This is a genomic window from Achromobacter animicus (genome assembly GCF_040775605.1).
Classification (GTDB): domain Bacteria; phylum Pseudomonadota; class Gammaproteobacteria; order Burkholderiales; family Burkholderiaceae_B; genus Achromobacter; species Achromobacter animicus.
On sequence record NZ_JAYGJK010000001.1, the window covers coordinates 2103776 to 2127847 of the forward strand.

At 66.4% G+C, this 24072-nt stretch carries 21 protein-coding genes; 9 read left to right on the forward strand and 12 right to left on the reverse strand.

The window, feature by feature from the left end:
- The first annotated feature begins 74 nt into the window (after positions 1-74).
- Complete coding sequence (locus AB3147_RS09395) at positions 75-1100, forward strand: HTH-type transcriptional regulator GntR (protein ID WP_367351774.1); 1026 nt, start codon at positions 75-77, stop codon at positions 1098-1100.
- Here the strand turns inward: AB3147_RS09395 and AB3147_RS09400 are convergent.
- Positions 1097-1705 carry a TetR/AcrR family transcriptional regulator gene (locus AB3147_RS09400; RefSeq protein WP_367351775.1) on the reverse strand — a complete coding sequence of 203 codons (609 nt, stop codon included), beginning with the start codon at positions 1703-1705 and terminating at the stop codon, positions 1097-1099. The genes AB3147_RS09395 and AB3147_RS09400 overlap by 4 nt on opposite strands.
- 139 nt (positions 1706-1844) lie before the next feature.
- Here AB3147_RS09400 and AB3147_RS09405 point away from each other — a divergent pair, with 139 nt between their 5' ends.
- The 7 genes from AB3147_RS09405 (at position 1845) to AB3147_RS09435 (ending at position 11383) form a co-directional block, all read left to right on the forward strand.
- Positions 1845-3632: an ABC transporter ATP-binding protein gene (locus AB3147_RS09405; protein WP_367351776.1), complete on the forward strand. Its 1788-nt coding sequence runs from the start codon at positions 1845-1847 to the stop codon at positions 3630-3632.
- Positions 3626-5380 carry an ABC transporter ATP-binding protein gene (locus tag AB3147_RS09410; protein WP_367351777.1) on the forward strand — a complete coding sequence of 585 codons (1755 nt, stop codon included), beginning with the start codon at positions 3626-3628 and terminating at the stop codon, positions 5378-5380. Before AB3147_RS09405 ends, AB3147_RS09410 begins: the two co-directional genes overlap by 7 nt.
- Positions 5380-6321: an ABC transporter permease gene (locus tag AB3147_RS09415; RefSeq protein ID WP_175124007.1), complete on the forward strand. Its 942-nt coding sequence runs from the start codon at positions 5380-5382 to the stop codon at positions 6319-6321. The genes AB3147_RS09410 and AB3147_RS09415 overlap by 1 nt, the downstream gene beginning before the upstream one ends.
- Positions 6321-7268: an iron chelate uptake ABC transporter family permease subunit gene (locus AB3147_RS09420; RefSeq protein WP_367353526.1), complete on the forward strand. Its 948-nt coding sequence runs from the start codon at positions 6321-6323 to the stop codon at positions 7266-7268. Before AB3147_RS09415 ends, AB3147_RS09420 begins: the two co-directional genes overlap by 1 nt.
- A complete protein-coding gene (locus tag AB3147_RS09425; RefSeq protein WP_367351778.1) occupies positions 7265-8041 on the forward strand; it encodes an iron ABC transporter ATP-binding protein in 777 nt (258 codons plus the stop codon). The genes AB3147_RS09420 and AB3147_RS09425 overlap by 4 nt, the downstream gene beginning before the upstream one ends.
- The gene (locus AB3147_RS09430) at positions 8038-9066 is read left to right on the forward strand and encodes a siderophore ABC transporter substrate-binding protein (RefSeq protein WP_367351779.1); all 1029 of its coding nucleotides are present in this window, start codon (positions 8038-8040) and stop codon (positions 9064-9066) included. The genes AB3147_RS09425 and AB3147_RS09430 overlap by 4 nt, the downstream gene beginning before the upstream one ends.
- Before the next feature lie 100 nt (positions 9067-9166).
- Positions 9167-11383 carry a TonB-dependent receptor gene (locus AB3147_RS09435; protein WP_367351780.1) on the forward strand — a complete coding sequence of 739 codons (2217 nt, stop codon included), beginning with the start codon at positions 9167-9169 and terminating at the stop codon, positions 11381-11383.
- Here AB3147_RS09435 and AB3147_RS09440 read toward each other — a convergent pair.
- From AB3147_RS09440 to AB3147_RS09485, 10 genes are all read right to left on the reverse strand, one after another.
- Complete coding sequence (locus AB3147_RS09440; protein WP_175184999.1) at positions 11355-12254, reverse strand: DMT family transporter; 900 nt, start codon at positions 12252-12254, stop codon at positions 11355-11357. The two genes, AB3147_RS09435 and AB3147_RS09440, sit on opposite strands and share 29 nt — an antisense overlap.
- A 45-nt stretch (positions 12255-12299) precedes the next feature.
- Positions 12300-13364: a histone deacetylase family protein gene (locus AB3147_RS09445; protein WP_367351781.1), complete on the reverse strand. Its 1065-nt coding sequence runs from the start codon at positions 13362-13364 to the stop codon at positions 12300-12302.
- A gap of 47 nt (positions 13365-13411) precedes the next feature.
- Positions 13412-13702 carry a cupin domain-containing protein gene (locus AB3147_RS09450; protein WP_056569641.1) on the reverse strand — a complete coding sequence of 97 codons (291 nt, stop codon included), beginning with the start codon at positions 13700-13702 and terminating at the stop codon, positions 13412-13414.
- Positions 13703-13738: 36 nt separating this feature from the next.
- Positions 13739-15379: an ABC transporter ATP-binding protein gene (locus AB3147_RS09455; protein ID WP_367351782.1), complete on the reverse strand. Its 1641-nt coding sequence runs from the start codon at positions 15377-15379 to the stop codon at positions 13739-13741.
- A 9-nt stretch (positions 15380-15388) separates the two neighbouring features.
- Complete coding sequence (locus AB3147_RS09460) at positions 15389-16228, reverse strand: ABC transporter permease (RefSeq protein ID WP_056569649.1); 840 nt, start codon at positions 16226-16228, stop codon at positions 15389-15391.
- The gene (locus tag AB3147_RS09465; protein WP_056569653.1) at positions 16225-17232 is read right to left on the reverse strand and encodes an ABC transporter permease; all 1008 of its coding nucleotides are present in this window, start codon (positions 17230-17232) and stop codon (positions 16225-16227) included. The genes AB3147_RS09460 and AB3147_RS09465 overlap by 4 nt, the downstream gene beginning before the upstream one ends.
- Before the next feature lie 100 nt (positions 17233-17332).
- Entirely contained in the window at positions 17333-18910 is a 1578-nt protein-coding gene (locus AB3147_RS09470) for an ABC transporter substrate-binding protein (RefSeq protein ID WP_367351783.1), read from the reverse strand.
- Positions 18911-19217: 307 nt separating this feature from the next.
- Entirely contained in the window at positions 19218-20474 is a 1257-nt protein-coding gene (locus AB3147_RS09475; protein WP_175138550.1) for a Zn-dependent hydrolase, read from the reverse strand.
- Positions 20471-21211 carry a FadR/GntR family transcriptional regulator gene (locus tag AB3147_RS09480; protein ID WP_313065576.1) on the reverse strand — a complete coding sequence of 247 codons (741 nt, stop codon included), beginning with the start codon at positions 21209-21211 and terminating at the stop codon, positions 20471-20473. The genes AB3147_RS09475 and AB3147_RS09480 overlap by 4 nt, the downstream gene beginning before the upstream one ends.
- Before the next feature lie 173 nt (positions 21212-21384).
- Complete coding sequence (locus tag AB3147_RS09485; RefSeq protein ID WP_175124017.1) at positions 21385-21651, reverse strand: hypothetical protein; 267 nt, start codon at positions 21649-21651, stop codon at positions 21385-21387.
- Positions 21652-21886: 235 nt separating this feature from the next.
- Here AB3147_RS09485 and hemN point away from each other — a divergent pair, with 235 nt between their 5' ends.
- Entirely contained in the window at positions 21887-23317 is a 1431-nt protein-coding gene (gene hemN / locus AB3147_RS09490; RefSeq protein ID WP_367351784.1) for an oxygen-independent coproporphyrinogen III oxidase, read from the forward strand.
- 29 nt (positions 23318-23346) lie between these two features.
- On the opposite strand, the gene AB3147_RS09495 is transcribed toward hemN, so the two are convergent.
- Positions 23347-24060, reverse strand: a complete 714-nt coding sequence (locus AB3147_RS09495; RefSeq protein ID WP_175124188.1) for a response regulator transcription factor — start codon at positions 24058-24060, stop codon at positions 23347-23349.
- Positions 24061-24072: the final 12 nt, after the last annotated feature.

Genomic DNA, 24072 nt, shown 5'->3' on the forward strand with positions numbered 1-24072 from the left:
AGCGCTAACATTTTTGCTTTGGCAAGCCTCTTTTTTTCCGTCAGACTACGCGCTTGCATTCACCGCGAGGGTCCATGTCCATCCGCAAACCCCGAAGCTCGCGCGCCGGCCGCGTCACCATGCAGGACGTCGCGCGGCGCGTCGGCGTCAGCGCCATCACGGTCTCGCGGGCGCTGCGCACGCCGGACAAGGTGGGGGAAGACCTGCGCGAGCACATCGCGCGGGTGTGCCAGGAGCTTGGCTACGTGCCCAACCACGCCGCCAGCGCGCTTGCGTCGGCGCGGTCGCAGACCATCGTGGTGCTGATTCCGTCGCTGAGCAACGTGGTCTTCGTGGACATCATCACGGGCATCAAGGACGTGCTGGACCAGCACGGCTACCACATGCTGATTGGCGTCACGGGCTACTCGCCGGACGAAGAAGAGGCGCTGCTGCGCAAGTACCTGCAGCACTCGCCCGACGGGTTGGTGCTGACCGGCATCGATCACAATCCGGGCGTCTGGGAACTGCTGCGCGCGCAGGCGATTCCCACGGTGCACACGATCGAAACGCTGGAAGGCAACGACGACATGAGCGTCGGGTTCTCGCAATTCGACTCGGGCTACGCGGCCGGCCGTCATCTGGTGGAACGCGGCTACCGCCGCATCGGCATCATTGGCGCGCAGTTGGATCCCCGGTCGCTGCGCCGTTGCGAGGGGTGCCGGCAGGCGCTACGCGATGCAGGCTTGTATGACGTGGCGCTGGAAATCATGACGCCGGAGAAATCGTCGATCAGCCTGGGGGCCGCGCTGATGCAGGACCTGCATACGCGCCACCCGGATTGCGACGCCGTGTTCTTCTGCAACGACGACTTGGCGCAGGGCGCGGTGTTCCAATGCGGCCGCGACGGGTTGCAGGTGCCGGCGCAAATGGCGATCGTCGGGTTTCATGACCTGGCGGGCACGGCCTGGACCACGCCGCCGCTGTCCACCATCGCCACGCCGCGCTATCAGATCGGGCTATCCGCCGCGCGATTGCTCATGCAGCATCTGGCGGGCGAACCCGTGCCCGAGCGGCACGTGGATCTGGGTTTCGAACTGGTCCAGCGCGAAACCAGCTAACCGCCCTCCAGCATCGCCATCAAACCGATGATCAGCGCCTGCATGCCCTGATCCAGTTCCACTTCCATTTCGGATTCTTCCGCCGTGCGCGCGGCGTCGACAACCGGCTCCAGCCCGGCAACCGAATACACCGTGTCCGCCACCGCAAGGCCGTGAAACGCCACGGTCGCCAGCAGGATGCGCGATTGTTCCTTTGAGATGCCATAGGCGTCGGCGATGTGGCGCTGATGCCCGTCGATCTTCGCCAGCATGGACGGCGTCGCGGCCAGCCGCCGGATGACGTAGGGCGTCACGCCCGGATGCGCCTTGACGAACTCGCGCACGGATGTCGCGAACACCGTCAGGTAGTCCTTGAGATCGCCGCGATCGTGGCTACAGGCCTGCGGAATCTGCCACCGATTGAAGATCTCCTCGGCGACCAGGCGCTTGAGCTCTTCCAGGCTGGGCACGTGCTTGTACAGCGCCATGTGGCTGACGCCCAGCGCCGCTGCGACGCCGACGAACGTGATGTTGGGCAGGCCCACGGCGATGCCGGCATCGGCGATCCGCTCGCGGGTGATGGTGGGAGGGCGTCCCCGTGCGGGGCGGCGCTCTGGCGGCTGCATGTCTGATCCCTGGTGTTGGCGTCGGCGATCCCGCACTTTAACCCGTCCCGCAATTATTTAGTTTATTGCTATGCAACTATTTCAAGATTTAGTTTATAGTGATGCAAATAATTATCAACTTCGTCCTGGTACTTCGTTCATGAGCACTTCCGGAGCCGCGCCGGCCCACGCTAAACACCCCGGCCCGCTCAGCCTGGTGTTGACCCCGATTCGCGGGCAACTCATTGCCGCAGCCGCGCTTGCCGCAGTTGGCACCATGCTCACGCTGGCGCCGCTCGCCGCCATCGCACACATTGCTCGCCTCATCCTGGAAGGTCCCGAACCAACGGCTCCCGAGCTTTGGTGGACTGTCGCCGCTGCCGTCGCGTGCCTGTTCACGGGCATGGCGCTGGCGTCGGCTGCCGAACTGACCGCCCACCTGGCCGACAACCGGATCACGCATCATCTGCGCCTGGCCGGCGCGAGGCGGTTGGCGCAAGTGCCGCTGGGCTGGTTCACGGAGCGGGCCTCCGGCGAGGTCAAACAGGCATTGCAGGACGACATGGCGACGCTGCACAGCCTCACCGCGCATTTCTTCACGGCGGTGGGACGCGCCGGCGGCGCCATCGCGGCGTCGGCCGTCTACCTGTTTGCGCAGGACTGGCGCCTTGCCATCGCGGCGTTGCTGCCGTTTCCGGGCTTCTTCCTCTTTCTGCGGCGGGCCATGAAGGCCGGCGGCGCGAACATGCCGGTGTTCATGGAACGCCTTGGCCGCCTCAACGGCGCGACCGTCGAATTCGTCAATGGCATACCCGTGGTCAAGGCGTTTGGCGATGCCGGCAAGGCGCATCGCGGCTACCGGGACGCGGTGGACGGCTTTGCCGCGGCTTTTGCCGACTTCACCCGGCCATTGGTCGCCGCGATGGCGCGGGCCCACGCGCTGATCGCGCCGGTCACGGTTCTGGGCGTGGTGCTGGGCGCGGGCGCGCTGTTCGTGGCGCTGGACTGGATGGCGCCGGTGGACGTGCTGCCTTTCGCATTGGTGGCGCCGGGCATCTGCGCGCCGATGCTGTTGCTGCACACGCTGTTGCACGATCTGGGCAGCGCCACGGGCGCGGCGCAACGGGTGCTGGCGCTGATGAATACCCCCGTCCTCGAAATGCCGCCGGCGGGGTGCGGACAACTGCCCGAAGGCCACGAAGTCCGGTTTGAAGACGTGGGCTACCGCTACGGCGATGGTCACGAGGCCGTGTCCGGCATCACGTTCACGCTGGCGCCCGGCACCGTGACCGCCATTGTCGGCCCGTCCGGCGCCGGCAAATCCACGCTCGCCCGCCTGCTGGTGCGCTTCTTCGACCCGGCGCGAGGGCGCATCACACTCGGCGGCGCAGACCTGCGCCAGATCGAGAGCGCGCAGCTCTACCGGCGCATCGGCTTCGTGCTGCAGGAGGTGCGGCTGATCCACGCCAGCGTGCGCGACAACATTGCGCTGGGCCGGCCGGGCGCCACCCAGCAAGAGATCGAAGCTGCCGCGCGGGCCGCCAACATCCACGAACGCATCCTGGCCCTGCCGCGCGGCTACGACGCCGTGATCGGCGAAGACGCGCAGCTCTCGGGCGGCGAACGCCAGCGCGTGAGCATCGCGCGCGCCGTCCTGCTGGATCCGCCCGTGCTGGTGTTGGACGAGGCCACGGCCGCAGCCGATGCCGGCAACGAAGCGGCCGTCCAGGAGGCGCTGTCGCGCTTTGCGCGGGGTCGTACGCTGCTGGTGATCGCGCACCGGCTGGACACGGTGGTTCATGCCGATCACATCCTGGTGCTGGAAGACGGGCGTATCACTGAACAGGGACGGCACGACGCGCTGCTGGCGCAAGGCGGCTGCTATGCGCGGCTGTGGGCGCTGGGTGGTCATGCGATCGACGCGGCGCAAGAGGAGCCGGCATGGTAAAGACCTTTGTGCGCCTGCTTGGCACGGATGTCCAGGTGCTGCGCCGCTACGCGTGGCTGGCCGTCGCCTACGGGCTGGTCTGCGGGCTGACCATTGCCGCCACGGCTCCGCTTCTTACCCATCTGCTGGCCGGCGACACGCGGCAGGCCGCTGCGTGGCTGGCTGCGGTGCTCGCCGGGGTGGTGTGCTGCGGGGCGCTACGCCTGCCGGTCGAACGGGCCGGCGTGCGTGTGGGCGTCGCCATCCTGCAGGCTGGCCGCCATCGGCTGGGCGACCATGTGGCGCGCCTGCCTGTCGGCTGGTTCACGCCGCAGAACACCGCGCGTCTCAGCCATGTCGTCACGCAGGGCATGATGACCGTGGCCCAATTGCCCGCGCACGTCTTCACGCCGCTCATCGCGGGCGTGGCCGCGCCCCTCGTGCTGGTGGCGGCGCTGTTCGCGCAGCATTGGCTGCTGGGGCTGATCGCACTGACGGCGCTGCCGCTGCTGGCGGGCGTGCTGGCGCTGACCGCGCGGCTGGCGGGGCGCGCCGACGCCGAGTTTCATCGGCGCTTTGCCGAAACCAGCCAGCGCGTGGTGGAGTTTGCGCAGGCGCAGTCGGTGCTGCGCGCCTTCAGCGCGGAAGGCGGCGGCATGCGGCACATCGAGCAATCCCTCGACGCGCAGCGCCGATCGGGCACGCGCCTGATCTGGCGGTCGGCGGCCGCGGCCGTCCTCAACGTCTGGGCGGTCCAGGCCGTCTTTGCCGCCCTGCTGATCGCGGCAGCTCTGTGGCTCAACGGACTGCTCGCCGCCGGCGCCGCTACCGGGGAATTGGTGGCCGCCGTTGTCGCGATGCTGCTGGCGGTGCGCTACATCGACGGCTTGCTCGAGGTTGCCGGCTACGGCGAGGTGCTGCGCGGCGCGCGCGCCCAGCTTGATGAGATCGACGCGCTTTTTGCGGCGGCGCCCTTGCCGGAGCCCGCCGCACCGCAGACGCCGCGCGACGCGTCTATCGAATTGCGCGACGTGCGCTTTCGCTACGCGCAGGACAGGCCCGACGTGCTGCACGGCCTGAACCTGCGCATCGAGCCGGGCAGCATGGTCGCCCTGATCGGCGCTTCGGGGTCCGGCAAGACCACGCTGGTGCGGCTGATCGCGCGATTCTTCGACGTGACGCAAGGCAGCGTGCACATCGGCGGCGTTGACGTGCGGCAGATCGCCAGCACGCAACTGGCCGGCCACATCAGCCAGATATTCCAGGACACCTATCTCTTTACCGGCACCATTGCCGACAACATCCGTGCCGGCCGGCCGGGCAGCGATGATGCCGATGTCCTGCAAGCCGCGCGGGAAGCGGGCGTGGACGAGATCGCCGCGCGCCTGCCGCAAGGCATGGACACGCCGGTGGGCGAGGGCGGCGCGCGGCTGTCGGGCGGCGAGCGCCAACGCATCGCCATCGCCCGCGCGCTGATCAGCAACGCGCCCATCCTGCTGGTGGACGAGGCCACCGCGGCGCTGGACGCGGGCAATCAGGCCGTCATCGCCAGCACGCTGGCGCGCCTGCGCGGCAAGCGGACGCTGGTGGTCATTGCGCATCAGTTGTCGACGGTGGCGATGGCTGATGAGATCGCGGTGGTGGAGGACGGCCGGATCGTCGAAGCGGGCGCGCCGGCGGCGCTGCGCGCGAGCGGCGGACGGTACGCGCAATTCCTGACGCAGCGCGAGGCCGCCAAGGGTTGGCGCATCGCCGGAGACCGCGTCTGATGCGTGCCGGGCTGTTGGTGCTGTTCGTCGTGCTGTGCGGCGCGTCCCTCCTGGTCGGGGCGCGGCAGTTGGCCTGGACGCAGCTGTTTACGTTATCCGGCGACGCGTGGCTGACGCTGACCGCCAGCCGCCTGCCGCGGCTGGCCGCTCTGGTGCTGACGGGCGTCGGCCTGTCGGTGTGCGGCGTGATCCTGCAGCACATCGTGCGCAACAAGTTCGTCGAACCCGCCACCTGCGGCGGGCTGGACGCCGCCAAGCTGGGCATCCTGGTTGCGCTGACGGTGGCGCCGTCGATGGGGCCGGGCGGGCGGATGGCGTTTGCGCTGGCATTCTGCTTTGCGGCCAGCCTGGCCTTCGTCATGATCGTGCGCCGCATCCGGTTCAAGAACACGGTGCTGGTGCCCGTGATGGGGCTGATGTTCGGCGGTGTGCTGAGCGCGCTGGCCGAATTCCATGCCTATCGCAACAACATCCTGCAAAGCATGCAGGGCTGGCTGCTGGGCGACTTCTCCAAGATCGTGCAGGGCAATTACGAGATCATCTATCTCATCCTGCCGATCGTCGTGCTGACGTACCTGTATGCGCACCGCTTCACGGTGGCCGGCATGGGCGAGGACATGGCCGCAAGCTTGGGGCTGAATTATCCGGCCACCGTCGCGCTGGGCCTGATGCTGGTGGCGGTCACGGTGTCGGCCACGGTCATCACGGTGGGCGCGATTCCGTTCGTGGGTTTGGTGGTGCCCAATCTGGTCGCGCTCCACTACGGCGACAACCTGGGCCGCACGCTGCCCGTCGTCGCCTTGGGCGGCGCGTCGCTGCTGCTGGTCTGCGACATCCTGGGGCGCGTGCTGATCTATCCGTTCGAAGTGCCCATTGGCCTGACGGCGGGGGGCGTGGGCGGCGTCCTGTTCCTGGCGCTGATTCTCTGGAAGCACCGATGATGCGCGCAGCTTCCCGGAACGCGGTCTGGATGGCGGTCATCGCGTTGGCCGTGGTGTTCCTGTTTTTCCGGTCGGGCCTGGACTTCGACTATGTCATCCCCAAACGCCTCGCGCGGCTGGCGGCCATGGTGATCGGCGGCGTCTGCATCGCGTGGTCGTCGATCGTGTTCCAGACCCTGACCGGCAACCGGATCCTCACGCCCGCCATCATGGGCTACGAGGCGGTGTACCTGCTGCTGCAGTCCGTGTTGATCCTGGCGCTGGGCACGCAAAGCCTGGTGCTGCTGGGGCCGAACGGCAACTTCCTGTTCTCGGTCCTGGTGATGCTGGCGTATTCGTGGATTCTGCATCGCTGGCTGTTCCGCCGCGGCAGGCAGAACGTGTATTTCCTGCTGCTGGCGGGGCTGGTGCTGACCATGGTGATCGGCACCTTCACGCAGTTCGTGCAACTGAAGACCAGTCCGGGCGAGTTCTCGATCCTGCTGGGCTTTACCCAGGCCTCGTTCGGCAAGGCCGAACCGGCGCAGTTGCTGGCATCCGCCGCCGTTGTTGCCGCGGTATGCCTGGCCGGACGCAGGCAATTGCCGACGCTGGACGTCCTGTCGCTGGGGCGTGACCAGGCCATGTCGCTGGGTGTTGACCATCCGCGCGCCGTGCAACTGCATCTGGCCTTGATCGCGGTGCTGGTTGCCGTTTCCACCAGCCTGTTGGGACCCACGGCGTTCATGGGCATCTTCGTGGCCAACACCGCGTATGCGCTGGCACGCACACGCCGGCATCGCGTCACATTGCCCACCGGCTGCGCCATCGCCGTCGGCATGTTCATCCTGGCCCAGCTCGCGGTCGAACACATCTTCAACTACAAGACCACCGTCGGGATCCTGGTCAACCTGGTGTGCGGCGGCTGGTTTCTCGCGCTGATGGCGCGCACGCGGGGCGCCGCATGATCACGACCAGAAATCTTTGCAAAATCCATGGCGCGAAAGCCGTCCTGCGCGACGTGAGCCTGCAGTTCCCCGAAGGCAAGCTGACATCGCTCATCGGCCCGAACGGCGCGGGCAAGACCACGCTCCTGATGATGATGGCGCGGTTGATGGAACCGACGCAGGGCGACGTCTTCATCGGCGACCGCAACGTGGCGGACATGCGCCGCGCCGATTACGCGCGGCGCGTCGCCACCTTGCGCCAGTCTCCCGACTTCAACCTGCGGCTCACGGTGGAAGACCTGGTGGCATTCGGGCGCTTTCCCTACAGCCGCGGCGCCTTGACGCCGCAGGACATGCAGGCGATCGACGAGGCCATCACGTTTCTATCGCTGGAGCCGCTGCGCCGCGCCTACCTGGACGAGCTGAGCGGCGGCCAGCGGCAGATGGCGTTCATGGCCATGACCATCGCGCAGCAGACCGATTGCCTGCTGCTGGACGAGCCGCTGAACAACCTGGACATCCGGCACGCAGTCCAGATCATGCGTGCGCTGCGCCGCCTGTGCGACGACCACGGCCGCACCGTGATCCTGGTCGTGCACGACATCAACTTCGCGGCCAGCTATTCGGACCATGTCGTCGCGCTGAAGGGCGGGGTGGTGCATTGCGCGGGCGCAGTGCATGAGGTCATGACCGAAGACCGGCTGCGCGACCTGTATGGACTGGATTTCGAGATCACGCAGGGCGATCGCGGTCGCCTGTGCAACTACTTCAATCCCCCTGGAGAACTGAAATGATCCTGTCGCACTGGCCGAGGGCGCTGCTGCTAGCCGCGGCATTGGCCGCAACAGCAGCGCTGCACGGTTGCGGGCAAGCCACGGACACGCCCAAGGCCGCGGCGGCATCGGCCGCCGCGGCAACGGCCGCCGCGGCACCCGCGGATGCGCCGTCGCAGAATGCCTATGTCCCGATCACCGTCAAACACAAGCTGGGCCAGACGGTGATCGACCGGCTGCCGCAGCGCGTGGTGGCGCTGGACATGAACGAAGTCGATTTTCTGGACGAGCTGGGCGTCCCCGTCGTGGGCATGCCCAAGGACTTCGTGCCGCATTTCCTGGCCCGCTATCGCGACGCGCCCGACGTGCAGGACATGGGCGCCATCGTCCAGCCGAATCTGGAGCGCGTGCACGCGGCAAAGCCGGATCTCATCCTGATCACCTCGCTGCAGGCGAACCACTACAAGGAGCTGAGCCAGATCGCGCCGACCATCCACTTCGACGTGGACTACCGCGACAGTCAGGCCGACCACATCGAGATCGTGAAGGACCATCTGCTGACGCTGGGACGCATTTTCGGCAAGGAGGACCTTGCCCGCAGGAAGGCGGCCGATCTGGAAGCCAAGGTTGAAGCGGCACGCGCGCTCATCCGCGATCGTCCGGAAACGGCGCTCGTCGTGCTGCACAACAACGGCGCCTTCAGTTCGTTCGGCGTGCATTCCCGTTACGGCTTCATCTTCAAGGCGCTGGGCGTGAAACCGGCCAGTCCCTTGGCCGATGGCGGCCTGCATGGCCAGCCGATCTCCAGCGAATTCATCCAGCAGGCGAACCCGGGCATCGTCTACGTGGTCGACCGCACGGCCGTGATGGAACGCCGGCCGGCCCTGAACGCCGAGACGCTGGGCAACCCGCTGCTGCGTCAGACGGCCGCGTGGCAAGACGGCCGCGTGGTCTTTGCCGACGCCGAAGCCTGGTATGTCACTGCCGCCAGCGTGAAGTCGCTGCATCTCATGATCGACGAAGTCATGAGGCCTTACCGGAACTGATTTCTCAAGACGCCCCGCGCGTCATTGCCGATCCAAACGTAAATGATTCCCAGTCGCCCGGATTGCCGGGCGATCCCAGCTCAACCGAACGGAGCATTCCATGAGCAAACGTCGCCATAGCGGCCGCGTCGCACGTCCTTCGCCGCTAGCCGGGCAGGCAAAGCCCGCCTTTTCCTTGAACCCTCTCGTCGCCGCCGTGTTCGGCCTTACGCTGGGCGCCGCGGTTGCGACGCCGGCGTGGGCGCAGCAGGAGGCGGGTGTGAAGACCCTGCCCACGGTGACCGTCACGGGCCAGGCCGATGCGCAGGAAGCGCCGTCAACGCCCTACGCCGGTGGCCAGGTCACGTACGGCGGCCGTGTGGGCTTCCTGGGCGACAAGGACTTCATGGACACGCCGTTCTCCGTCATCAACTACACGGAAAAGTACATCGAGGACCTGCAGGCCAAGGACATCACCGATGTCATCGCCCGCACCGACCCGTCAGTGTTCAGCAACGGCGTGTCGGGCGCGTGGAGCGAAAACTACTCGGTCCGCGGCTTCTCGTCCGCCACCACCGACATGACGTTCAACGGACTGGCCGGCATGGCGCCTTACTACCGGACGTCGCCCGAGATGTTCGAGCGGATCGAGGTCTTGAAGGGCCCGTCCGCCTTGCTGAACGGCATGCCTCCCGGCGGTTCGGTCGGCGGCACGGTCAACCTGGTGTCCAAGCGCGCCGGCGCCGAGCCGCTGACGCGCCTGACCGCCACCTACATGTCGGACGCGCAGTTCGGCGGGCACCTGGACATGGGGCGGCGCTTCGGCGAGAACCAGCAGTTCGGCATCCGGTTCAACGGCATGTACCGCAACGGCGACGGTCCCGTCGACGACCAGAAAAAGCGCGCGCAACTGGCGTCGCTGGGCCTGGACTGGCGCGGCGAGCGGGTCCGCATCTCCGCCGATCTGTACGACACCGATGAGCGCATCGATGGCGTGACGCGCGGCATCAACCTGGCGCCCGGCATCGGCGTGCCCAAGCCGCCCAAACCCGAAACCCTGTTGAACCCGGATTGGGCCTACGTGAAGAACCAGGATCGCGGCGCCATGATCCGCGGCGAATTCGACGTCACCGACAAGCTGATGGCGTACGCGGCCATCGGCACCAGCCGTTCCGAATACACCTACAGCGGCGCCATGTCGGCGCAGGTGTTCAACGATGCCGGCGACTTCCGCACGTCGATGGGGCAACTCAACATGGAGGTGGACAAGACCTCCGGCGACGCGGGCCTGCGCGGCAAACTGCAGACCGGCGCGATCAAGCATCAGTGGGTGCTGAACGCCACGTACTACTCCGATGATCAACACGATTACGGCCGCCGCTCGGTGCCCGGCGCGGACTGGGTCACCAACATCTACAACCCCGTCTGGGGTCCGGCGCCCGCCGGCGTTTTTCCCCCCATCATGCACAGCAAGACGCGCATGATCAGCTATGGCCTGGCCGACACCTTGTCCTTTGCGGAGGACCGCGTGCAGCTGACGCTGGGCGCGCGCCGCCAGGAGGTCCGCACCGACAGCTTCAGCGTCGCCACCGGCGCGCGCACCAGCCGCTATGACGCCCACGCCACGACGCCCGCCGCCGCGCTGCTCGTCAAGGCGACGGACAACATTTCCGTGTACGCGAACTACATCGAGGGCCTCTCCAAGGGTCAGTCCGCGCCCGCCACCGCGGCCAACGCAGGCGAGCTCTTTGCGCCCTTCAAGACCAAGCAGAAAGAGATCGGCCTGAAGGTCGACCTGGGCGACTTCACCCATACGCTGGCGCTGTTTGAAATCGAGCGCCCCAGCAGCTACACCGATCCGGTCACAAACGTGTTCTCGTTCGGCGGCGAGCAGCGCAACCAGGGCGTGGAATGGGGCTTCTTCGGCGAACCGCTGCGTGGCGTGCGCCTGATCGGCGGCGTTGCCTATATCGATCCCAAGGTGACGAAAGCCGCCGTCGCGGCTAACGAGGGCAAGCAGGCCACGGGCATCCCCCGGCTGCAGGGCAAGCTCGGGGTGGAATGGGACGTGCCGGCGGTGCAGGGCCTGACGTTGACCGCCAATGCGACCTCGGTGTCCAAGCAATACATCAGCGCGGACAACTCGCTGTCGGTGGGCGGGCGCACCACGTACGACATCGGCGCGCGCTACGCCACGAAGGTGGCGGACCGCCAGGTGGTGCTGCGCGCCGCCATCAACAACCTGACGAACAAGGCCTATTGGGGCATGCCGCAGCTCTCCAGCCTGGCGCTGGGCGCGCCGCGCACGTTCATGCTGTCGGCGTCGATGGACTTCTAAGCGGGCGCAGCGCCAGAAACACCCCGGCCGCCATGATGAGCCCCATGCCCGCCAGCGCCAGCGCGTCTGGCGGGCGCTGGAACCAGAACGTGCTGAAGCCCAGCGCCAGCAGCAACTGGAAGTAGTTCAGCGGCGCCAGCGTCGCGGCCGGGACGCGCTGGAAGGCGGCGATCAGCAGGATCTGCGCCAGTCCGCTGCACGCGCCCAGTGCAAGAATGATGGCGGTGTCCGCCGGCCCCGGCCAGGGATCGGGCAGGAAGAAGGGCGCCGGCAGCGCCGTCACGATGAGGCAGATGAACGCGGTGTACGCATACTGCACCGGCCCCGGCACCTTGTTCGACAGCTTGCGCGTCAGCACCTGGAAGATCGCGTAACTGACGGCGGACACCGCCATCAGCAACGTGCCCAGCAGAGGCAGGTCGCCGCCGGGCCGCACGATCAGCAGCATGCCGCCAAACCCCGCAGCCACGGCGCCCCATTGCGCCGCGCGGACGCGCTCGCCCAGCATCCAGGGCGACAGCGCCACCATGATGAGCGGGGCCGTGAAGTAGATGGCGGTGGCTTCGGACAGCGGCATCCAGATCAGCGCGGTCATGAAGCAAGTGGCCACCGTGGCCAGCATGACGCCGCGCAGCACCAGCAGCGGCTTTTCCGGCGCGTCGCGCAGGCGCAGGCCGCGCCCGTGGCGCCACAGCATGCCCATCGCCAGCGTCACCACCGCCAGGTAGCGCATCACGTTCAGGAAGGGCGCGGGGTAGCGTTCCAGCAACTGCTTGGCGCCCGCGTCGAAGGTGGCGAAGGCCACCAGCGCCGCAAAGAACAGCAGGATGCCGGTCTGGCGCGCGGGCGTTGATCCGGTCAGGGCGCTCATCCGGCGCACGTGCTCATGCACGCCTTTGCGCACCCCCGGGCATGGTCACTTGCCGCCACGGTCGAATCCTTCAAGAAACGCGTCCAGCGCCGGTCCGATCGCCTCGACCATGTAGCCGCCTTCCTGCACCACCACGGTCGGCACACCCAGACCGGCGACGCGCGCGCCGATGTCGCGGTAGGCGTCGATGTCCAACCGGAGCACGCTGATGGGATCGTCCTTGTACGTGTCGAACCCCAGCGGCAGAACCAGCGCTTGCGGCGCATAGCCCGCCAGGGCGTCCAACGCGATGTCAAGCGCCTGCAGGAATTCCGTGTTGCCGCAGCCGTGCGCCAGCGGCAGGTTCAGGTTGTAGCCTTCGCCCGCGCCGTGGCCGCGTTCGTGCGCGTAGCCGGTGTAGAAGGGGTAATAGCCCGCCGGGTCGGCATGAAGCGACACCGTCATCACATCCGGCCGCTGGTAGAAGATGTTCTGCGTGCCGTCGCCGTGATGCGCGTCCACGTCCAGCACCGCCACCTTGGACCACGTCTGCAGCAGCCGGCTGGCCGCGGCGGCGCTGCTGTTCAGGTAACAGAAGCCGCCCGCGCGATCGCGATGGGCGTGGTGGCCGGACGGCCGGCACAGCGCATACGCCACCCCGCCACCGCCCGCCACATGATCCGCCGCCGCCAGCGCGCTATGGGTGGACCGCAGCGCCGAACGCCACGTCTGCGGCCCGATGGGGCAGGACAGGTCGCTCAGGTAGTACCCGGTCTGCGCCACGATGGACGGCGAGGGGCAGGGGCCGCGCCCGGCGGCATCGATGCGGCCGTTGTAGTACGGCGAGAGATTCGGCAGAACCTCCGGCCCGGGATCGACCCCCGGCGCCTTCAACGCCTGCCAGCGCGCAAAGGCCGTTTCCAGATAATCCAGGTAATCCGCGCTGTGGACGTGTTCGAGCGGCTTGCGTCCATAGTCGGCCGGCGCTTCGACCTTGATGCCGCGGGCGGCCAGCGCCTGCTGCAGGTTCTCGGCGCGCGACGGCAGGTCGGTCGGGGCGCTGATGCGGCCCAGCCGCATGAATTGGCGGGGCGAATGCAGCAACTGTTCTTCGGAAAAAAAGGCCTTCATGGATATCCTCGCTCAGACCGTCCGGGTCAATGCCAGATGCGCGGGGCTCATGCCCGCTTCAGTTCGATCTCGACGAACACGAATTCCGTGTCGCTGGGATTGATGACGTTGTGCTCCACGCCGACCGGCCGGTAGTACGCCACGCCGGTGGTGAGCTGGCTGGTGACCTGGCCGGTGGGCGTGTCCAGCAGCAGCGGGCCGGTGGTCTGCGGCACCACCACGTAGTTCATGCCATGGCGGTGCCAGCCCGTCTCGCCACCCGGCGGGAAGCGCCACTCGGTGACGGTGACCTGCTCGTTGTCGATCTGTACTGTGGGGATTGCGGCGGGGCGTTGCATAAGCGGTTCTCCTGAATGGCGATGACGGAATGGCGGTCAGGCGGCCTGCGCCTTGGTCGGGTCCCAATGCTGGCCCGGCACCGCGGCGATCAGCTGGCGCGTGTATGCATGCTGCGGGTTGTCGAAGATCTGGGCGGGCGACCCGTACTCGACCACCTTGCCGCGGTGCATGACCAGCACCGAATTGCAGATCTGCGCCGCTACGCGCAGGTCGTGGGTGATGAACACCAGCGCAATCTTCAGCCGCTGCTGCAGGTCGTGCAGCAGTTGCAGCACCTGCGCCTGCACCGATACGTCCAGCGCGGAGACCGATTCGTCGGCCACCAGCACCTTGGGTTCCAGCGCCAGGGCGCGCGCGATGCCGATGCGCTGGCGCTGGCCGCCCGAAAACTGGTTGGGATAGCGATCGAAGGCAGACGGATCCATGCCCACCAGCGACAGCAGCTCGCGCGCCCGGGCCTCGGCCTGCGCCCGCGACACGCCGTTGGCGACAGGGCCGTCGCTGATGATGCGGCCCACGGTGTGCCGGGGGTTGAGCGAGGCAAACGGGTCCTGGAAGATCATCTGGATTTCGTGCCGCATCGGCCGAAAGCGGGACTCGGGCAGCGTGGCGATGTCCTGCCCGTTGAACAGCAACTGGCCGCCATTGATGCCGACAAGCTTGAGCAGGCATTTTCCGATCGTGGACTTGCCGGACCCCGATTCGCCCACGATGCCCAGCGTCTCGCCGCGCCGCACGGCAAAGCTCACGCCGTCCACCGCGCGCACCTCGCGCTTGTTGCCCAGCCAGCCGTGGCCGATCACGTAGGTCTTCTTCAGGTCCTTCACTTCCAGCACCGGTCTGTCGTCCGCGATTCCGGCTCGTTCCTCGCCGCGCCGGTGAGGCACCGCCGCGATCAGGCGCTGGGTATACGGATGGCGCGGACGGTTGAGCACTTCGTCGGCAGGGCCTTGCTCCACCAGAATGCCTTTCTCCATGACGGCGACGCGATGGGCGATCTCGGCCACCACGCCGAAGTCGTGCGTGACGAACATCACGCCCATGCCTTTCTCTTTCTGGATCCGCGCGATCAGCGCCAGGATCTGCGCCTGCGTCGTCACGTCCAGCGCGGTCGTGGGCTCGTCCGCGATCAGCAGCGCGGGTTCCAGCGCCAGCGCCATCGCGATCATGACGCGCTGGCGCTGTCCGCCAGACAGCCGGAATGGGTAGACGTGATAGAGCGTCGCCGGGTCCGGCAGGCCCACGAATTCCAGCAGTTCCAGCGTGCGCTTCAGGCGCTCGGCGCCTGGGTAGGCGTCATGCACGCGCATCACCTCGCTGATCTGCTCGCCCACTGTCATCAGCGGGTTCAGGGCCGACAGCGGCTCCTGGAAGATCATCGCCATGTCCTTGCCGCGCATGGCCTGAAGCGCCGGCTCGTCCAGCTGCAGCAGGTCCTGGCCGCGGAACAGGATGCGGCCCTGCTGCGGCGTCAGGTAGTCGGGTAGCAGTCCCATGATGGCGTTGGCGCTCATGGACTTGCCCGATCCGGATTCGCCGACGATGCACAGGATTTCCCCGGCGCGGATGTCGTACGAGACGTCCTGTACGGCGTAGGGGCGATCGCCACCCTTGGGCAGCGCGATGGTCAGGTTCTGGATGGACAGCAGCGGCGTCGATTCTGGGGTTGGATTCATGCCGGCCTCCTATTCGCCGCGCTTGCGCAGTTGCGGGTTGAGGGCGTCGTTCAGGCCTTCGCCGATCAGGTTGATGGCCAGCACGGTCAGCAAAATCGCGACGCCCGGCCACACGCTCATCCACCAGGCTTCGCGGATCATCGTGCGCGCCGCGCCGATCATGAAGCCCCAGCTCATCAGGTTGCGGTCGCCCAGGCCCAGGAAAGACAGCGACGATTCCGTCAGGATGGCGGTCGCCACCATGAACGAGGCCGACACGATGATGGGCGACATGGCATTGGGCAGGATCTGCGTGCCCACGATGCGCGCCGGCGTCTGGCCAATCACGATGGCCGCCTGCACGAATTCGCGCTGCTTGAGCGTCATGAACTCTGACCGCACCAGCCGCGCGGCCGGCGGCCAGGACACCACGGCGATCGCGCCCATGATCGAATACACCGACGGACTCAAAATGGCGACCAGCACCACGGCCATCGCCAGTTGCGGAATGGTCTGGAAGAACTCGGTGAAGCGCATCAGCGCGTCGTCCACGCGGCCGCCGCAATAGCCGGCCACCGACCCCACCAGGATGCCGAACAGCAGCGCGACGGCGGTCGACAGCAAACCGACCATCAGCGACACGCGCGCGCCCCACACCAGGCCGGCCGTGATGTCGCGGCCCAGCATGTCCGTGCCGAACGGATAGTCCGCATTGGTGAACGGCGGGATCAGCGGATCGGCCACCATCATCCATGGCGATTCCTCGTACAGCAGCGGCGCCGCCAGAGCCACGGCCACCACGATCAGCATGATGACCAGGCCGGCCACCGCCCCGTAATTGCGCATGTAACGTTGGGCGAATGACTTCATGCGGAGGCTCCTTGCTGCGCGCCCGCGCCGATGCGCGGATCGATCAGGCGGTACAGCACGTCGGTCAACAGGTTGAAGACGACGACCATGATGGACGTGACCAGGAAGATGCCCAGCAGAAGCTGGTAGTCGCGTTGCAGCAGGGCGTCAAACATCAGACGGCCGATGCCGGGCCACGCGAAGACGGTTTCGGTCAGGACCGCGCCGCCCGCCATCTGCCCGAGCTGGATGCCGGCAAACGTGATGACCGGCAGCAGCGCGTTGCGCAGCACGTGCGCGCGGATCACACGGCTGGGGCTCACGCCCTTGGCGCGGGCCGTTTTCACGAAGTCCATGCCGATCACTTCCAGCATCGACGCGCGGGTCAGCCGCACATAGACGGCCATGAAGAAGCAGCCCAGCGTCACGGTCGGCAGGATGAGGTGCAGGGCGATGTCGCCCGCGCGCGCCCAGCCGGTCAGGTTGGCGCCCACGGTTTCCATGCCGAACGCCGGCAGCCAGCCCAGCACCACCGAAAACAGCAGAATGCCCATCAGCGACAGCCAGAAGAGCGGCGTGGCGTACAGGAGCAGGGCCCCGGTCATCACCGAGCTATCGATCCAGCGGCGCTTGTTGCGGTAGCGCGCCTTGGCCGCCACCACGCCCAGCAGCACGCCCAGCACGATGGAAAACACGAACGCGCACGACATCAAGAGGAACGTGGCGGGCAGGCGCTCGACGATCAAGTCCAGCACCGGCACGTGGTTGCGGTACGAAAACCCCAGGTCCAGCTGCACCACGCCCTTCAGATAAAGCAGGAGCTGCGTCAGGATCGGCTTGTCCAGCCCGAAAGCGACACGCAGCTGGTCCACGTAGGCGGCATCGCCCGCGCCGGCCTGGCCGGCGAGCACGGCGGCGGGGTCGCCGGGCGCCAGCCGTATCAGGAAGAAATTGATGATCACCACGCCCAGCACCACCACCAGGGCCTTGCCGATGCGGGAAAGCAGGAAAGACAGGAATCTCATGCTCGGGTCCTTTCAGGACGGGCTTTGCCGGCGGCAAGCGGGCCCATCGCGCAGCGGGGCGCCGCCGCGGGTCAAACCCACGGCGGCGCTTCGGCAGCGCTTACTTCTTCTCGATGTAGACGTCGTCGAACGACTCGTTCAGACCGATGGCGGTCTTGACCAGGTTCTTGACGTTGGCGCGAGACAGGGTGGGGAACTCCATGTCGACCAGGAATCCGTTGGCCACCTCGTTGACGAGGGTCGTCTGGATCTTGGTGTAGAGCTCCTGGCGCTTGGCCGGATCGACCTCGGAGGCGGCGGCCTCCCACAGCTTGTCGGTCTCGGGATTGCTGTATCCCTGCACGTTGGCGAAGGGCGAACCCTTGACGATGTTCGACGAGATGTACAGCCGCTGCACGCCCAGCGCGGGGTCGCCGTACTGGTAGGTGAAGGTGGTGGTCAGGTCGAAGTCCCAGTTGCCGGTGCGGCTGGCCCAGCCGCCCGCGTCGGTCGATTCCACATTCACCTTGAAGCCAAGCTGTTCCAGCGCCTGCTTGGTGTATTCACCCAGGCGATCCCAGGTCGAGCCATACGGAAAACTCAACTGGCGGATCGTGTAGTCGCCCGGCTTGATGCCTGATTCCTTGATCAGCGCGCGCGCCTTCTTCATGTCGAACGGCATCGGCGGCATGTTCTTGTCGTAGAACATCTCGGTCGTCACGAACGGGCTGGTCGACACCTTGCCCAGGCCGAAGAAGATGTTGTTGACCACCATGCTGCGGTTCATGGCCGCCATCACCGCCTGGCGCACCTTCAGGTTGTCGAAGGGCGGCTTGCGCATGTTGAAGATCAGGTAGGCCTGAGGCGAGAACATCTCCCAGCCCGCAGTGGTGTATTCCACGTTGGGCAGGCCGCGCAGGCGCTTGATGTCGACGTTGTCCACGTCGCCGCCGCGCAGCACGTCCACGCTGCCGCGCTCAAAGGCCACGGCGCGCGAGGCAGCATCCGGAATCACGTTGAACACCAGCTCATCCAGATAGGGCTTGCCCGGCTTCCAGTAGTCGGGATTGCGCGCCAGCTTGATGTATTCGCCGCGCTTCCATTCCTTGAAGACGAACGGGCCGGTGCCCACGGGCTTCTGGTTGGCGGGGTTGGTCATGTAGTCCGTGCCGGCGTACAGATGCTTGGGCATCATCGGCGCAAAGCCGGGTTCGAACATCAGCATGAAAGCGGGGAACGGCGTCTTCAGCTTGATGACCACGGTTTTGGCATCCGGCGCCGTCACGGAATCGACGAACTTGTTCAGGATGACGCGGGCACGCGCATGGGTCTTGGGCAGCATCTCCGCCAACGAGAACACCACGTCTTCGGACGTGAACGGTTTGCCGTCATGCCACTTCACGTTGTCTTGCAGATGGAAGGTGTAGGTCAGCCCGTCCGCGGCGGCTTCCCAGGACTTGGCCAGGCCAGGTTGCGGCTTCAAGTCGGTGGAGTAGGTCAGCAGGCTTTCGTAGATCTTGCCTGCAACGAATTGCGTTGGCCCCTGCTGATTGATGGCCGTCACGATGACCGGCGGTTCAGGCTGCACGATCATGTTCAGCGTGCCGCCTTTGGTCTGGGCGAACGCCTGCGTGGCGGGCAGCGCGGCCGCAAGGACCAATGCGCCGATGCTTAGGGAAAACCAGTTTTTCGATTTCACTGCGAGCCTCCGGGCTGGAAAGGGTCGGACAGGCGGCCGCCTAGACGCGGCGATAGCCGTGCCGAATCAAGCAAACCTCATGCCACCTGCGTTTCTTGGGTACTGCGGGTGGAGCTGCTGCAACAATGCTTCGTTCAGGTGCTGGTTAAGGCGCCGCGCACCAATGCGGAGAATTCAATGGTGCTTCGCCAGGGCGGCGAAGGCGGCGCGGTCGTCGGCTGCGGTGCGGTGAGTGTCCGGCTGCAAGTTTTTCCCCTTTGCATTTTTTGTTGGACGAATCAGGCGTGCTGGCTACGGCTTGGGCAAATCATTCAGGGCGCTGACTGGCGCCATTGGCCCGCGCCACCATGGCGTCGAGCAAGACGTTGCACCCGGCCTCCAGATGCTCGGGCCGGGCGTCTTCGATTTCGTTGTGGCTGATGCCGTCCTTGCACGGCACGAAGATCATGGCGGTGGGCGCGACGGCGGCCATGTAGACGGCATCGTGTCCGGCGCCGGTGACGATGTTCATCGCGGGCAGACCACGGTTCGCGGCGCCTTTGCGCACCTTGTCGACCAGATCGGAATCGAACGGCGTCGGCGGAAAGTACTGCACATCCTTCACCTCGACACGCACGCCATGCGCGACGGCGATGTCGTCGCAGACGCGCCGCCAATCCTGGTCCATGCGGTCCAGCGTCGCCTCGTCTTCGTGGCGCAGGTCGGTGGTGAAACGCACCTGGCCCGGGATCACGTTGCGCGATCCGGGAAATGCGTGGATCTCGCCTACCGTGCCGCGTCCATGCGGCTGATGGGTGTTGGCGATGTTCACGACCGCCTGGAGCAGGAAGCTCGTGGCAAAAAGCGCGTCGCGGCGGATTGCCATCGGTGTCGGGCCGGCGTGCATTTCCATGCCGGTCACCGTGACGTCGTACCAGCGCAGCCCCAGCGACCCCGTCACCACGCCGACGGTCTTTTCCTCGTGCTCAAGGATCGGGCCCTGCTCGATATGCGCCTCGAAATAGGCGTCGACGGGGCGGCCGCCCACGGGATCGGCGCCCGCGTACCCGATGGCGGCAAGCTCGTCGCGCACGCTGATGCCCTGCGCGTCGCGGGCCGACAGCGCGGTTTCCAATGGGAATTTGCCGGCGAATACGCCCGATCCCATCATGACCGGCACAAAGCGCGAGCCTTCCTCGTTGGTCCAGATCGCCACTTCCAGCGGGGCGTCGGTCTGCACGCCCGCGTCGTTCAGGGTGCGGATGACTTCAAGCCCGGCCAGCACGCCATAACAGCCGTCGAACTTGCCGCCGGTGGGCTGTGTGTCGATGTGACTGCCCGTCATGACAGGCGGCAGGCTGTCGTCGCGGCCCGCGCGCCGGGCAAAGATGTTGCCCACCTGGTCCACGCGCACCGTCATGCCGGCATCGCGCATCCAGCCGGTCACCAGATCGCGCCCCTGGCCATCGAGCGCGGTTAGCGCCAGGCGGCAGTTGCCGCCCTTGGGCGTCGCGCCGATCTGCGCAAGATCCATCAAGGATTGCCACAGCCGGTTGCCGTTGATGGACAGGGTGGGTGTCGTCATAGATCGCCTCGGGGGTTGGAAACGTCGCCAAAGTCCTCGCGCAATCGCGCCAGGATGCCAAGCAGGTGTGCGTGCATGGCGTGGCGCGCCCGCATGGGGTCGCGCGCCACGATCGCAGTCAGGATGCGCTGGTGTTCGGCGTGGGCGACGGCCCACACCTTGGCGTCGACGAAGTAGTCCTGCATCCGGCGGTACACCGAGCTGGACTGGGTCAGGTTCCACAGGTGGCCCACCGCGGCGGCCAGCGCGGCGTTGCCGCAGGCGGCAGCGATCGCGCCGTGGAATTCGCGGTCGTGCCGACCGGGAGACTCCGTCAGCGACATGCCCTCATGGGCTTCGCGGATCGCCGCAAGCTGGGCGGGCGTGGCGTGCTGGGCCGCCATGCCGGCGCATTCGGGTTCGATCAGGAGGCGGGCTTCCAGCAGGTCGAACGGGCCGATGTCGTCGGTGCTCTGCGCCGCACTGGCGTTCGGCCCGGCGCCCCACGCCGCGCCGCCGCCTTCCTTGTCCGCCACGAAAACACCGGTGCCGACGCGGACCTCGACGTAGCCCTCGATTTCAAGTGCGATCAGCGCTTCGCGGATCGACGCGCGGCTGACCTGCAATTGTTCGGCCAGATCCCGCTCTGACGGCAACCGCCGGCCGCGCGGAAAGTCGCCGGCCCGGATGCGTCCCGCGATCTGGTCGGCGATCATGCGATACAGACGAGTGACAGCGACGGCTTGAAAGGTGCTCATCGGGCGGTCTGCGCAAAGGGTTGGCCTGGTGGTCAGGCCACCAATATAGGCACCTCGCCCTTGAAACAAAAGGGGAAACCGCCGCTTTCAGGGAAAACGATGTGAGGGAATCCACTGCTGTTCGTCTGGTGGTCAGGCCAGTTGGAGGTTATTGGCCTGAGTTCGACGCATGTCTACTGCCCGTCGTCGTCCGGTTCGGGCGTTTGCGTAAACGCCCGAACCAGGCGGGCGATGCCGTCGAGTTCGTCATGGGCGCCCACCACCCATTCCGGCTTGCCGAACGGACTGTCGGCCGGCGTGTTGTCCAGATTGGCCTTCAGGTCGCCCAGGAGTTCCAGCGCCATGTCGGTGGCCTGGGGGCTGCTGCGGGTCGACAGGGCGATCGCAATCGCCAGTGCTTGGCGCATGGCCAGCAGGCGGCCTTCCAGTTCGGTTTCCATTGATTGATCCTTGTTTGCTGCGGGAATCTCGCGGCGGGAGTCCGTGGCGGGAATCGGGCTGCGCGATTCTCGGCATGCACGTCTTGCCCGGTGTGTCGCGGCATTTTACGGGGCAGGGCGGCGCAGCAGGATGGCGCTCGCTCGCCGTGGCAAAGCTTGCCCCGCGGCAGACGCGGTGCTCGCCGTTTGCGCAAGATCAAAGTGCCGGGGGGCGGGCAGGCGAATAATCCGGGTTATGCAAGCCGCTCTACGCCCTCAATCTTCGGAATCGCCGGCGCCCGCCACCGCCGAGCCGTTTTTTCCACCCCAACTGCTGGCCCGGTTGGACAAGAACGGGCCGCGATACACCTCGTATCCCACGGCAGACCGTTATCACGGAAGCTTCGGCGAGCAAGACTACCGCCTCGCCCTGCAGCAGCGGCGCGCAACCAGCCCGGCCGAGCCACTGTCGCTCTACGTGCACATTCCTTTCTGTGAATCGGTCTGTTATTACTGCGCCTGTAACAAGGTGGTGACCCGCCACCACGACCGCGCTGCCCGCTATCTGGATGCGCTGTCCAGCGAAATCGCGCTGCATGTGCAGGAACTGGGCCCGGGCGTGCCGGTATCGCAACTGCATTTCGGGGGCGGCACCCCCACGTTCCTGTCCAACGAGGAACTGGCGCGGCTGATGGGCGATCTGCGCGGCGCCTTCCGCTTTGAGCCCGATGCCGAAATTTCCGTCGAAGTCGATCCTCGCACCGCTACCCCCGAGCGCCTGGCCTTCCTGCAGCAACTGGGCTTCAACCGCTTGAGCTTCGGCGTCCAGGATTTCGACGAACGCGTACAGGTCGCGGTGCACCGGGTCCAATCGTACGAAGACGTCGCCGCGCTGATGCATAGCGCGAGGGCCTTGGGCTATGCGTCGGTCAACGTGGACCTCATCTATGGGCTGCCGCTGCAAACCACCGAATCCTTCGCCCGCACCATCGAGCAGGTCATCTCGCTGCGTCCCGACCGCATCGCACTCTATGCCTACGCGCATCTGCCCGAACGCTTCAAGCCGCAGCGCCGCATTCAAGAATCCGACCTGCCGGACCGCGCCACGCGAGTCGGCCTGCTCAGCTCCGCCATCCAGGGCTTTCTGAAGCAGGGCTACACGTATATCGGCATGGACCATTTCGCGTTGAACACCGACGCACTGGCCATTGCCAAGCAACGCGGCGAGCTTCACCGCAATTTCCAGGGTTACAGCACACAGCCGGATCGCGACCTCATCGCGCTGGGCGTGTCGGCCATCGGACGCATCGGCGACACCTACAGCCAGAACGCGAAGATCCTCGACGAATACTACGCGGCCATCGAATCCGAGAAGTTCGCCGTCGAACGCGGTCTGGCCCTTAGCCCCGATGATCTGGTCCGCCGCGAAATCATCATGGACATCATGTGCCAGGGCCGCGTGGACTTCGCCCGCATCGAGGCCAAGCATGGCCTGCAATTCGGCGACTACTTCAGCCGCGAGCTCTCGCAGGTGGCCAGCCTGGCCGAACTGGGCCTTGTGAATCTGCACCTGGGCGAATTGCGGGTCACCGGCCTGGGCTGGTACTTCGTGCGGGCCGTGGCCATGGCCTTCGACAAATACCTGCGATCGGCCATTCCCACCGCCACGTACTCCCGCATCATCTGATCTCTCGCGCGGCCAACCGGCCGCGCGATTCATTCGGCAAACTTGTCGCGCAAGTACAGCGCCAGCGACAAATCATCCGACAGCCCCAGCTTGCGCATGGCGCGGCGCTTGTGGGTGCTGACTGTCTTCTTGCTGCGCACCAGCCTGCGGGCAATCTGTGTCACTGACAGGCCCTGCCTGATGTGGCGCAGCACCTCCACTTCCGACGTCGTCAGCAGCGCATGCGGCGCCGTCGGCTCCATGCTGCAGATCTGTCCGTCTTCGACCGTCAGGAACGGCGTATTGGCCTCGACCACGCCGCGGATCATGTCCGGCAGCAGGACCAGACCCCATTGTTTTGCCAGGTAACCGGCGGCGCCGGCCCGAAAGGCGGCGTACTCGGTCTCTTGGCGATTGCCTGCGGAAAAGGTGATGACCGCCATGTTGGGGTGATAGCGGCGCACCCGCCGCAGGTAGTTGACGCCATCGAAGGGTTCCAGGGGCAGATAGAAGTCGATCAGCGCGACGTCGCACGGCTGCTTGGCCAGTTTCTCCAGCAAGGAGCGCGCGGAGGTCTCGCGGTGCACCACGTGAAATCCAGGGCGGCTTTCCAGAAAGGCGCCAATGCCCAGCGCGACGACGGGATGGTCGTCCAGGACCGCGACCCGGATCACCGGCGGCGGCCGCGACAGCAGCAGGTGCTTGCGGGCCTCTAAGCCGTCCGCCGGCGCGATAAGCGGGCCGTGAAGCGAGCCGCCGGTCATCTGGCTTGCAGT